This window comes from Gimesia sp., assembly GCF_048262075.1.
Lineage (GTDB): Bacteria > Planctomycetota > Planctomycetia > Planctomycetales > Planctomycetaceae > Gimesia.
The window spans coordinates 285,972-298,490 of record NZ_JBLXFK010000005.1 but is presented as its reverse complement, the minus strand read 5'-3'; the positions used below and the strand labels follow the sequence as shown (position 1 = coordinate 298,490).

Annotated in this window: 12 protein-coding genes; 2 read left to right on the top strand and 10 right to left on the bottom strand. The window is 51.2% G+C overall.

Translation table 11 applies throughout. The features are described from left to right. Nucleotides 1–8: 8 nt before the first annotated feature. The 8 genes from ACN0YH_RS12940 to ACN0YH_RS12905 form a co-directional block, all read right to left on the bottom strand. A complete protein-coding gene (locus tag ACN0YH_RS12940; RefSeq protein WP_417379982.1) occupies nt 9–620 on the bottom strand; it encodes a PulJ/GspJ family protein in 612 nt (203 codons plus the stop codon). After that, nucleotides 620–1,075 carry a type II secretion system protein gene (locus ACN0YH_RS12935; RefSeq protein ID WP_417379981.1) on the bottom strand — a complete coding sequence of 152 codons (456 nt, stop codon included), beginning with the start codon at nt 1,073–1,075 and terminating at the stop codon, nt 620–622. The genes ACN0YH_RS12940 and ACN0YH_RS12935 overlap by 1 nt, the downstream gene beginning before the upstream one ends. Before the next feature lie 20 nt (nt 1,076–1,095). Further along, nucleotides 1,096–2,160, bottom strand: a complete 1,065-nt coding sequence (locus ACN0YH_RS12930; RefSeq protein WP_417379980.1) for a type II secretion system F family protein — start codon at nt 2,158–2,160, stop codon at nt 1,096–1,098. 121 nt (nt 2,161–2,281) lie between these two features. Further along, nucleotides 2,282–3,517 carry a type II secretion system F family protein gene (locus ACN0YH_RS12925; RefSeq protein ID WP_417379979.1) on the bottom strand — a complete coding sequence of 412 codons (1,236 nt, stop codon included), beginning with the start codon at nt 3,515–3,517 and terminating at the stop codon, nt 2,282–2,284. A gap of 81 nt (nt 3,518–3,598) precedes the next feature. Beyond that, nucleotides 3,599–4,687: a type II secretion system F family protein gene (locus tag ACN0YH_RS12920; protein WP_417379978.1), complete on the bottom strand. Its 1,089-nt coding sequence runs from the start codon at nt 4,685–4,687 to the stop codon at nt 3,599–3,601. Between the two features lie 80 nt (nt 4,688–4,767). After that, entirely contained in the window at nt 4,768–5,973 is a 1,206-nt protein-coding gene (locus tag ACN0YH_RS12915) for a GspE/PulE family protein (RefSeq protein ID WP_417379977.1), read from the bottom strand. An 11-nt stretch (nt 5,974–5,984) separates the two neighbouring features. Next, on the bottom strand, nt 5,985–6,416 hold the full coding sequence (locus ACN0YH_RS12910; protein WP_417379976.1) for a hypothetical protein: 432 nt from the start codon (nt 6,414–6,416) through the stop codon (nt 5,985–5,987). Continuing rightward, entirely contained in the window at nt 6,409–6,978 is a 570-nt protein-coding gene (locus ACN0YH_RS12905; protein ID WP_417379975.1) for an RNA polymerase sigma factor, read from the bottom strand. Before ACN0YH_RS12905 ends, ACN0YH_RS12910 begins: the two co-directional genes overlap by 8 nt. A 398-nt stretch (nt 6,979–7,376) precedes the next feature. Between ACN0YH_RS12905 and ACN0YH_RS12900 the strand changes: the two genes are divergently transcribed. Both ACN0YH_RS12900 and ACN0YH_RS12895 read left to right on the top strand, forming a co-directional pair. Then, nucleotides 7,377–7,898, top strand: coding sequence for a shikimate kinase (locus tag ACN0YH_RS12900; RefSeq protein WP_417379974.1), 522 nt, complete (start codon nt 7,377–7,379; stop codon nt 7,896–7,898). 57 nt (nt 7,899–7,955) lie between these two features. Further along, nucleotides 7,956–8,999: a 3-deoxy-7-phosphoheptulonate synthase gene (locus ACN0YH_RS12895; RefSeq protein WP_417379973.1), complete on the top strand. Its 1,044-nt coding sequence runs from the start codon at nt 7,956–7,958 to the stop codon at nt 8,997–8,999. Nucleotides 9,000–9,023: 24 nt separating this feature from the next. On the opposite strand, the gene ACN0YH_RS12890 is transcribed toward ACN0YH_RS12895, so the two are convergent. Both ACN0YH_RS12890 and ACN0YH_RS12885 read right to left on the bottom strand, forming a co-directional pair. After that, on the bottom strand, nt 9,024–10,595 hold the full coding sequence (locus tag ACN0YH_RS12890) for a tetratricopeptide repeat protein (RefSeq protein WP_417379972.1): 1,572 nt from the start codon (nt 10,593–10,595) through the stop codon (nt 9,024–9,026). Between the two features lie 74 nt (nt 10,596–10,669). Then, a complete protein-coding gene (locus ACN0YH_RS12885; protein WP_417379971.1) occupies nt 10,670–12,511 on the bottom strand; it encodes a hypothetical protein in 1,842 nt (613 codons plus the stop codon). Between the last annotated feature and the right edge of the window lie 8 nt (nt 12,512–12,519).

The following is a 12,519-nucleotide window of genomic DNA, read 5'->3' as shown; positions in this document are numbered from 1 at the left end:
TGACCCTGTTACTCGGTTTTTTTTGTTTCTTTTTCTGGTTGTTTTAGTTTCAGATCCGCTAACCGATAATCATGTCCGATGGTGGAAATGATAGATAATGCCTGGACAGCCCGCCTCCCGGATGGATTAGACTTACCTTTATTTTTACTAAATATCCGTCGTAAAGGATCGGGTTCTTCAATAGAAATTCCGGCTCGATTCAGTCGTTGTTGTTTGAAAAAACGGGCGTGACTGCCATCGGGCAGATAAAAGACATCACGGTGCGTTTCCTCACCCTGGCTGGTGACCACTCTGAAAATACGATGTTGCTCGATGCGATACGTTACATTCTGATTGCCTGGTTTAAGAAGTGTGAGCTCCTTGCCATCTTCTGCTGGGTGCGGGACATCAGCTGCAGCATGAATGTCCGCCCGAAAGAGACGGGAAAATCGCTGGAACGAAGAACCCAGCCAGGCGGCTTTGCTGGTTTCGCGTTCGGCACGGAGCACAGTATGCATGGTTGTCATACTGATGCCCATCAGGATAGAAGCGATACCCATTGCCACCACAACTTCCACCAGTGAAACTCCCGGAGGGCAGCCATATTGTCTGATTGAAATATTAAACCCGCGTTGCTGCATTACTGCTGTCCCTTCAGACAGACCCAGGAAGTGAGCCTCACAGGCATTCCCCTGACTCCCTGGTCATTTTTCCAGTCCAACTGGATCCGAATTTTTTTCATTTTCTGCACATCATCCGCCTCACTGACTTTCATTTCCAGGCTGGCATCAGGCAGCTGTCTGATTGCACTTTCAGATAAAGCAAACTTGTTGACAGTCGACTGCTGTATTTCATCGAATGGTAAAGAGACCACGCGTTCCATCAGATTTTCCACTTCCACAATCGCTAACTGGCGGCGTTCGGTCTGCCGACGTTCACGATGCACCCAGTAGATCGCTGGCACAACGATCATGGAGACGGTCATCAGCAGTACGCCGGCCACCATCATCTCCACCAGAGTGAATCCGCGCCGACGACATTGCGATAATGCGACACGACTTGAACAAGCTCTATTATTCTGTATTTGATTTCTCACGTTTCAACCGTTATCTGAGGTTAAGACAGGGCATTCATGATCGTCACCAGGGGCAAAAACAGCCCGATGACGAATATTCCCACTAAACAGCCCAGGCTTAGAATAAAAGCCGGTTCCAGATATTCCCGTAACAACGCCATGCGATAATTGATGCGCCGCTCAATTCCTTTAGCAATCGCCTTGAGCGCCCAGCTTAAGTTGCCCGCCCGCTGTGCTGACTGTAACAGACGCACTTCACTGGGTGTCAGCAGGCTGTAGTCATGCAGTGACGTCCAGCAATCGTTCCCTTTATGGACATCATCCAGAATGGCGCTAAAGCGGGCAGACAGATATTTATTTTTTGTAGTATGTGACAAGGTCTCAAATGCCCCCAGCAGGGGACGCCCTGATTCGGTAGTAACGTGCAGAAAGCGTAAAACATCCGGTGCGATCAAACGGGGATAATAGCGGCCCGAAATAAACCGGGGGCGCCAGCCATTTTCCAGATAGCCGGTATGACGGAGCCTGAGATACAGAATGATGAGAAACAGGCAGCCTGGAATAATCAATAACGAGTAAGTGACAATCACGTCAGAAATATCGTTAATTGCCACCGTCAGGTCCGGCAACTCCATGTTGAAGTCGTAGTATATTTTCTTCATCTTGGGAATGATCCAGTAACAGATAAACATGAAGACCAATGCCATGATGACAAAAACCGTACATAGATAAATTCCGATTCCCGGACGCAGGTAATCCCGTTCATTCCGCTGCTCGGCACAGACTTCAGCCGCCAGCGCCAGCGCCGAAGGCAGCGTTCCTGATTCGGCTCCTGCTTTGACCAGAAAGTAGGCGTTGGCAGGAATCACATAAGGAATTTTCTCCAGCGCCTCTGCCAGTGGAACTCCGCTTCGCAGCAAGTCCACCAGCCGCATGATCTGGTACCTCCAGTGACCTCGAATGTCCTTTCCGAATGTTTCCAGGACGTCGATTAAGGGAAGCTGCTTGTCGGCGGCGATCGCCAGAATTCGTAGTAACGCTACCTGTTGAGAATAAGAGACGCGCCCGAATGACAGAATGGAACCGAGTGATGGCGAACGTCTCACGTTGCCAAATATTCGATTCAGATTTTCGAAATGGGGTCTCTTATCCATGAGTCTCTTAACTCGACAGCAGTTCTTTAAGTTGAAGATTTATAAAATGATCACCGTACGCACACGGATTGACTCAGGACAGCCAGTTTATCAATTGAAGTAAAGGCGCCAGCATGGCGATGAATAGAAAACCCATCAGCGTGCCACAGAAAATGATCACCAGTGGCTCAATGACCGACGAGAAAAAAGTAATGCGGACCCGCGTCTGACTGTTTAACATGTCCGACAACGCATTCAGGATCTCCACAGAATAGCGGGGCCCCTGATGGGAGGTGGCGCCAGACTGACTGGCTAATGTCTGTAAGAAGGTAGCCGGAAATATTTTCAACGACTCCAGGGAGGCAATCTCCGTCTGCCCGGATGACACGGAGTCAGAAAACTTTCGGCAGGCGTTACGGATTTCATAATTACTGGAACTTTCACCGGTCATCTTGAGCGCCTCGAGGAACGGGACTTCGTTATCAACCAGCAATGCCAGTAAATGTGAAAAACGCGAGACAGACAGACCGCTGAGCAGCCCGCCAATCAACGGCAGACGGTATATGATTTTTTGCGACCACATCTGGCCATGCTCTGTTTTCATCAACAGCAGATAGCAACCGACGAGCATCAGTCCGGCAGGCAGATACCACCACCATTGTGTTCGCAGGAAAATGGAAAGTTCAAACAGTTGGAGAGTGACCCCTGGCAACTCGATTCCGAAATCCAGATAAATCGATTCAAAGGAAGGCAGAATCCACAGCAGAATGCTCAAAAGCATCAGCATGGCAAATGCCATCAGGATCAATGGATAGCTGAGTGCCATCAGCAACTGGCTTTTCATCTCTGAGAGCTGCCTGGTATGGGCGACATAGTCTGCCAGAATCTCACTCATTTTCCCTGAGCGTGTGCCGGCATGTACCAGCGCACACAATTCGCGAGGTGCCCGGGAATCGGCGAGTACCGTTTCCAGATCATTTCCGGCATCCAGTTGTGAAGCCAGGTTCTGGACAGCAGAGCGGAGTCGCGGATTTTCAATTTCATGTGAAACCGCTTCCAGACCGGTCGACAAAGGCAGCCGCGCACGGGTCAAATCAGACAGGTGATCGGAAATCACATCGTAGTCGCGAGGCGACAGCTTCTGACTACCAGCTGACGCAGACACGACCGGTACGGAAAAGGCCAGCGCTGATTCTTCCTCTTCGATTCGTTCAATTTTGAGATTCTGATCCTGCAGGCGGCTTGCAACTTCATCCCGGTCTGCGGCATGGATCCGGCCGGAAACATTTTTACCCTGCGAATTGATTCCCTGGTAACGATACCAAATCATCTGACAGCCATTCCGTAATGTTTCCAATCCCTGTAATCAGTAAAACCCGGATCAGGACAATGACCTCTCACTCTAAGAACCTCATGGCTGGGCTAATTGTTTAAGCATATCCGAGAACGGAAGAAATAATACCAGAGAATAGCATAACACAGTACCTCCGCCGATAATCGCACCGGTAAAGATCGGAAACAACACGCGAAACCAGCGAGTATAACTGGTGGCTTTTCTCCGATACATATCTGCTGCATTTTTGAGCGCCAGACTGAGCTCTCCCTGATGATTCTTCGTGGTCAGCAGCCAGGTTAATAACGGAGGCCAGCCATACTCTTTCGTGGTGATGACTGTTTCCGGCTGTGCATGCAGGTGCCGATCTGCCATCAAGCTGGCTGATTTTACCAACTGGTTATCGCCGGTCGCTTCCGCAGCCAGGACGACCGATTCGGCAAAGGGAATATTCTGCTGAATCAGCAGCGACATCAGTTCGGAAAAATTCCCGTAGCGGTAATAATTGGCAATCTTCTGCACACCGGGAATCCAACCAATCAGGCGGCTGGTCCCTTTGAAATTCAGCAACTGCGAACTGCCTGTCCTCATCCAGATGATCACAAACAGAAACAACAGCAGCGGTGGAACCATGCCCCAGTAAACAACCGTGGATTGCATGGAGTTCAACAACTGTAAAGGCTTTGATTCACCGAGGCGAAAAATATCGTATGCAGAGTTGAACCGCGAAAGCACTTCGAACAGGAAGACCATAAACAGTCCGTATGCCAGACTGAACACAATCAATGGATAGACCATCGCCATCCCGATCTGGCGGCGCAGGTGAAACAGCTCCCAGGCATAGTTCGACATTTCTTCCAGGGCGACCGTGAGCTTGCCCGACTTGATACCCGCTTCCACGATCACGCGATACACGCGGGGAAAGCTGTCACCTTCCGCGGCCATCGCTTCCGGCAGCGTACTGCCCCGCTCCATCCTGGTGGCCAGATCAGCGGTGATCCGGCCCAGTCGATCCGGGAGTTCATTTCCCATTTCGCGGAGCCCCAGTTCCAGGGGAATCCCGGCCTGAACGAGTGAAATGATTTCCTCGTTCAATGCGATCAGTTCATCGAGCTCAAAGCGGGTTCCGCTGGTCTCGTTCGATTCAGAATCGTCTCTAGAATTCATAGTCATACCTGCTTTTGACAGAAACGATTAATACTGCGTGATTTTTCATTCATCGTTCAGAGGTGAAATCCGGTCGCCCGTTAACCATTGTTTCGCGTCATGCCCAGCACCCGGCGTACTTCCGCCGGGCTGGTGAGCCCCTGATTCACGGCCTCCTGGGCACGATCCCATTGGGTTCGCATGCCCGACTGAATCGCCAGCTGATGCAATACGGTTGCGTCCGCCTGATTTAAAATGGCATTCGCGACTTCGGTCTGACCAGGCTGTAACATCTCGGTGAGGACCATGCGCCCCTGATACCCGGTTTGCCCGCAGTCCACGCAACCGACGGGTACTTTCCATTGTTCGACATCCAGACCCATGCGATCTTCTTCGGCCTGGGAATATTCCGCACACGGACAGAGTCGCCTGAGCAGTCGCTGACTGAGGATCGCCAGTAAACCGCTACGCAGCAGGTAAGGTTCAATCCCCATGTCTGACAGGCGGCTGACCGCTTCCGTCGCGCTGCCGGCATGAAATGTGGTGACGACCAGATGCCCTGAGAGTGAGGCCTGGAAGACGGTTTCCGCAGTTTCACGGTCGCGGATTTCACCGACCATAATGACTTCCGGATCCTGTCTGAGCAGGGAACGCAAACCCAATACCATGTCAAAGCCCGCAGTCGGATTCACCTGCGACTGGGCAACCGTGGGCACGACCACTTCAATCGGGTCTTCCAGTGAAGCCAGGCTGCGAGACCCTTGAGACTGGCGGATGATCTCCCGCAGGCAGGCATAGATGGTCGTTGTTTTCCCACTGCCGGCCGGCCCCGTCATTAAGACGACGCCCCCCGTCTGTGTCAGCAGTCGTTGCAGTTCGAACAGGATTTCTCCGGGCAGGTTCAGGCTTTCCAGATGCTTGTACTGCCCCGAACCGACAAACAGACGCACGACCACTTTCTCGCCGTAAAGTGTGGGAAAGGTACTGATTCGTGTTTCGACCGCCTGCTCGCCCTGCTGTCGCAGGCGTCCCTCCTGGGGAACATCTGTCCGATAAGTCAGCAGATGCGACAGGACTTTGAGCCGCGATGTGATCCGCGGTGCCAACTCAGGTGAAAAGTCCGTGATGTGATGCAGCACGCCGTCAATCCGCCAGTCCATCCGCATTCTGTTTTCGGAAGGCAGCAGGTGAATGTCGCTGGCATTGACGGACTGGGACTGATTTAAAATCAGATCGACCAGTTCTGTGACATACTCCGGATGATTATCTGGTTTCTCAGGCAACTGCTCCTGAAAATGTTGGGACAAACTCTCCTGCATTAATCGCCTCGATGAAAAATCTGCTCAATCGTGCCTGCACGCTCATTGCGAAACTGAACCACGGCATCAACGAGCCCCCATTCACCCGAATGTTTTAAAGTGGCCTGCACCGAATTCCAGTCTGTCTTGATCTCCATGGACTCACGGGCGACGGTGGAAATGCCTAACACTTCGTTCCCCTTCAGGTAGATCGCTTTGGACCAGACCGGAGCCTGAGTGGAACCGGAATCGCGTTGATACCAGAATAGACTGCAGCAGACGAAAAACATGCTGCAGACAATCCATCTTCGCTGGCGTTGCCTGCGATTCCCTGCCTGCTGTGCCGCTTCCAACACCCGCTGACGGTGCCCGTCGCGCAGGGGAACGGCTGTGCCGACACTGGCCTGCAGCAACTGTTCTTCCAGGGAATTGTGATCTTCGAATTCAAACATTAATATCCTCATGCGTCACGGGACGCAGGTAATTATCTAACTTCTGGAGCGCATAACGATAACGACTGGCCACAGTATTCGGCGATTCATCCAGCACACTGGCGATTTCCGCAAAAGTCATGTCTTCCCAGATCTTCAAGACCACGACTTCCGACTGATTGGTGGGCAGACGCTTTAATGCCTTACGGATGACTTGCGCCTGATCGTTTTCTTCTACTATTTGTTCATCTCGAGCCCAGAGCTGACGGCACTGAGCAAATATCTGAAACGGCTTCCGCTTCTGCAGAATCCGTAATGCTTCGTTGCGGGTCACCCGTAACAGGTAGGCCCAAGGCTGCTGTGCAGTTGCCAGAATTTTCGGTTTCATCGCGATCCGCACCATGGTGGCCTGAATCGCATCTTCCGCATCCGGCATATTTCGAGTCACGGTCACTGCATAACGCACCAGTCGCTGTGAAGTTAAATCGTAGAGCGAACCCAGACTATCGACCCCCTGATCGTGCAGATCATTGGCACAACATCGGATTTGCGCTGCAAATTTGACTGGTGACAGTTGTTCCACGATGGAATTCAATTCTTCAAAGCTTCAAAAAACTCTGATTCTCACTGCTGAGTCACAGCAAGAATGTCCTGACAGAACTGTCAGGCTAGAATGACAAGTAAAATTCGTGTGAATTTAACACAAACATGAGTTCCCTGCTTGTGTTGACTCGGATTGGAAAATAACAATGAAAGTACACCCGAATTTTCACACAGTTCCTATTAGAACTGATTTGCGATATTATTTGTTTTGCTTTTCCCCGGATTTTTCATATTTCTCCAGGTTCGGCGGGACTCATTTACCGTAAGCCCTTATTTATCAGACAGATACCGCTTTCATGTTTTTGTGCACCGATCTTTGTGCCTTCCTGAAAAAAAGCCAGCGTCCCGCCTCAATTCGTAGCAGTGAGGAGTTCCCGGATGGCTGCTGAAGCCACACCTGAAAATCAGGGGGTCATTCTGATTGGCATGCCCGGATCTGGAAAGTCGACCGTGGGGAAACTACTGTCTGCACAGACAGGTCTTCCCTTTCTGGACACGGATGCATTAATTGAAGCCGGCGAGTCGAAACGGCTGGCGGAAATTATCTCGCAGCATACTTCCGAGGGCTTTCGGAAAATTGAGGCAGCATATGTGCAATCGATCCAATCATCAGGATCGGTAATTTCTACGGGCGGAAGCGTCTGTTACAGCCACGAAGCCATGCAACATCTCGGCAGTCTTGGTACCATAGTCTGGCTGGATGTGTCACCTGAAGTACTGGAGCAACGGGTGGCCGATGCGTTTGACCGGGGTGTGTTAATTGAACCGGGAACGACGCTGGCCGATTTGTACGAAAGTCGATTCCCGCTTTATGAACTGTATGCACAATTAAAAATCGAGGCGTCACTGCTGACGGCAGAGGAAGTCGTTTCCCGGATCTGTCAGCAGCTGAGTCTCTGAAAACGATCATCAACCGATACCAAACTCTAAATAGTAATGAAAAACGATTGCAAGCCGATGTTACCCATTCAAAATGTCAACATTCATGATTCCGTCCGCCTGGTGGCTCCACAGGAATTGAAAGACACTTACAAGCGGACCGACAAAGTCACCGAGACAGTTGGCGAATCGCGCGAACAGATCAAACGCATTCTCTCGGGAGAAGACCATCGACTCATCGTGGTCGTCGGGCCCTGCTCGATTCACGATCCTAAAGCCGCCATCGAATATGCCACCCGTTTAAAAGAACTTTCCACTAAAGTGGACGACCGGATGTTCCTGGTCATGCGGGTCTACTTCGAGAAACCACGCACCACGGTCGGCTGGAAAGGCCTGATCAACGACCCACATCTGGATGGCACCTTCGATGTCTCTTCCGGGCTGAAAATTGCCCGCCAGCTGTTACTGCAGATCGGCGAACTGGGCATACCCGCCGCGACGGAAATGCTGGAACCGATCACGCCACAATACATTGCCGACGCGATCTCGATCGCTTCCATCGGCGCCCGCACGACAGAATCCCCCACTCACCGCCAGATGGCCAGTGGACTTTCAATGCCCGTCGGTTATAAAAACGGCACGGACGGCAGTCTGGACGTCGCGCTGAATGCTATGCTGGCCGCACAAAGCCCCCACAGCTTCCTGGGAATTGATGCGGACGGTCAGACCTGCGTCGTCAACACCAAAGGCAACCCCTGGGGACATCTGATTCTTCGCGGCGGTCGCTCCGGCCCAAATTACCAGCAGGAACATCTGGAAGAAGCCGCCAAAAGTCTCAAGGCAGCCGGCCTGTCTCCCCGGTTCATGGTCGATTGCAGCCATGCGAATTCCAACAAAGATTATCGCAACCAGGGCAAAGTCTGGAACGAGGTCATCGACCAACGCGTCGCCGGCAACGATACGATCATCGGCCTGATGCTGGAAAGCAATCTGCATCCCGGCAACCAGAGCCTGCCCGAAGATCTGTCACAGCTCCAATACGGCGTCTCGATCACCGACGAATGCATCGACTGGGAAGAAACCGAAACCCTGATTATGACGGCTCACGAAAAACTGTCGTAAGCGGTTTGGAACCTGAATCCTCCTTCACTTTTTTTGATGAGCGGCCTGCAGTAATGCATCTGCGAGTTGCTGCTCTTCAGGCGTAAAGGCTGACTTGAGTTGAGTCGAGGTGCCCTGTTCGGTCTGTCTGGTTTCCATCGACAAAACTGGAATTGCTGTCACAAAGGAAGGCATCTCACCCAGCCGCCTTGATGCAGCCACAGCCTCTTTCAACACAATGATTTTTTGATCGTCCTCGCTCTTAGAATGAAGTGCAGAAGCGATCTGATACAACAGGCGGACCTTCATCTCGTCATATTCGATTTGCTGTGCGATCTTCAGCGCACCATTGACTTGACCTGCTTTCAAGAGACCGGAAGCCACCTTCGCGACTGCAATGCGCCTGCTGTCCAGCATGGGAATCTGCTGCACGACCTCTTGCGCGTGTTTTGATTCCCCTGTCTCAGCAAGAGCAATCGCCACTTCCATCAGGTAAGTTGACTGATCTCGGGAACCATCAATCAACGGAGCAATTTCCAGTGCCTGCTCAAAGTAACCTGTCTCAATCAGCAATATTGCAAGCGACCGCAGAAACCAGGGTCGACGATGTAAAAAATTGATTTGTTGAACCACTTCCAGAGCCTGACTTCCTCTATCTGCTTTTGCAAGTTCCAGAGCAATCCCCTCCAGCGCTTTAAACCTGGTTTCCTCATCAGTAATCTGCCCAGTTATCGTACACGCCTGATTACAGGCATTTGACTTCACCAATATTAAAGTGATCTGCTGGAGTGCCTGCGATTGAGATTTTCGATTTTTGATTGTTTCCACAAAACCCAAAGCCTGCTCGACATTCCCGGTTTTCGCGATCTGCCCTGGAATGGAAATCATGGTTTCTTCGCGTAAATCGCGATTCGCGATTTGTTGTGCCACTTCCACAGCCTTGTCACTGTCTCCCGACCGCGCAAACGCTTTCGAATACAGATTCAGCAGTTTCTCATACGTCTCAGGGTCTCGGGCCTGTGAAAGCAATTTCTCGCCTTGAACCAGATAAGGTTTCGCGTGACTGAAAGCCTCCTCATCCAGCAAAGCCCAGGCGATACCACAGTACGCTTCCGCCTGCTCGCCCGCAGCGGGTATCTGCTCCGCCTTGTTTAATGCTGCGTTTAAATCGTCAATCGTTCCATTTGCGACCAGCTGGTAATACTGAGGGTAGAGGGCTTTTTCAGGTTTGCTATCCGTTTTCTGCGCGTCCATGCCAAGTACACTTCCGACAGTTAATGGCCTCCTGATTTTTGTCTGCTTAACTGATCCGCTGGAATCCTGCTCTTTTAGTTGAGAAATCGTCAACGTCCGGTACATCAACGCCGCCCATTCCTCGGGGGTCTCCCATTGCGGGGCAGGAACCGTTGAGGTCTCCCCTGTTTTTGGGGCGTCTGACGCCACGGGATCAGCTTTGGGTTTCTCCATGGACACACTTTCGGCATCGGTTACCGGCGGCTTCACCTGCTGACTGCAACTCGCCAGGATGAAACCTGCCAGCGCAATCATTCCGTAGCGCAATGTGCGAGAATACTGCGATTTTGTTAAAGCTGTCAGCAGTCGCGTTGTACTTTTCATCAGAGATCCTGATCCTCGACTGTCAATTCAATGAAAGTACATCCTCTCAAACTCACCACCCTCTGAGTACCGACTTACTGCAGCGCCTTAAGAACCTGTTGGGCAAGCTGGTTTTCTTTCGGCGTGAACGTTTTTTTCATTCTGAATACGCCATCAATGGCCTTTCTGGTTTGATCCTGATCAAGTTCCATCGCCAACACAAGCAGCAAGAGATTGATATCCGGTTTTTCCTGATTCTGCTCAGCCATAGAGATTGCCTGGCTGAGTGCCTCTACCGCCTGCTCTGCATTTCCCGCTACCGCCAACGTGGATGCGATTTTGATCAAAGCCTCACTTTTCGTTTTCAGATTGATGATTCGATTGACAAGGACCCTGCTCTCTTCAAATTTTCCTGCCTTAGCCAGATCGACGGCAAGAATTCCCTGATAATAATCGTAGAGACTCTTGTCTTTAATCAGTTGAAACAATTTTTCTGAATAAGCGACATCGCCTGTTTTTCTCACTTCTCCAGCAATTTTACACAGGCAATAATAATAGGTGTAAGGTTCGGTTATTTTTCCAGCCACTTTCTCGGCCTCCTGAAAGTCTCCCTGTTCAGCGAGCGTTCTGGCAATGTCGCTGCAGGCATCGGATTTATCCCGCGCGGTTTTTATTTCTTCTATCATTTCCAAAGCCTGTTCCAGATGCCCTTCCCTGGCAAGTGCAATCATCACATCTCTGCTGGAAAGATCGTTTGCTTGTATCAATCGATGATTCTGCATCAGTGTGAGCGCCTTTGTCCCCTGCCCCGCTTCAGCGAATGCGAGGGCGATTTTGCGAGCGAATATTTCTTTGCCCTGTTCTTCAGTAAGTTGCGGTAACAGTATCAGTGCTTTGTCGGGTTGGGCGTTCTCCGTCAACATGGAAATTATATCGCCGAGCATTAGTTTGCGGACGGTTTCATCTTCCATGTCTTGGAGCTGTTTCAACACTTCCTCAAGATCCCCTACGTTTGCCTGAATCAGCAGTGCTCCCGCTTCGACCTGCTGCTTACGTTCCGGATCAGTGACGAGTGGCAATGCATCCAGAGAACGCTGCATCGTCTCGAGTGCCTCTTGTTTCTTCCCGACCTCAATGAGCGCACTGGCAATCCCGATCAGGTAAAATGCCCTGGATTCCTGTTGTGGAAGTGCCTCAATGTACTCAACGGCTTCTGCTGTCTGATCTGCTCCGACCAGTCTCCGCGTCAACCGGTTGATGGCGAATTCTTTGAGTGATTCATCTTCAATCTGATCAATCATAGACCGGACCCGGTCAAACCGCCGTAATCTACCTAACGTAGAAACGATCCCCAATAATGTGTATTGGATCCTGATTTCGTTCTCCGACCGCTCAATCAGTTCCATGCCCTGCTGAATTTTTCCCGCCTTGATCAGTGTCTCTGCAAGTCGACCCAGCGAGGTCTGCTTTTGTGATTCCACCTTCAGACCTTCTGCAATCGGGAGAGCCTGATTGACAGTGGCCAGCGCCTGATCATTCATCCCGGCTTCCAGCTGGGCGGCTGCGATCTGGTTCAGCATGTGGACGCGCACGAACGGATTGTCGATGTATTGTACCATCTTCAGCGCCCATTCTGTGGGGGACTGCTGAGCAGTTGCAGCGCCCGGATTGGGAGAGTCAACAGGTTCCGCAGCGTTTTCCGTCGACCTGTTATCCCCTGCCTCTTCGGCAACAGCATTTCTCGAACTCGCATTGCTGGTGGCAGGAGCAACCTCCGACTCCTGACTCCCCTTACAGCCTGGGAACATTCCCACTGTAATCAACATCAGTATAAAAACTCCCCAGCCAGGGGTGCGCTGGAAACGATGCTGCCTGAAGCGGAGAGCAATTTTCCACTCCATGTTGAAATGACTTTGAAACTGATGTGAAAGATTCATATAACACC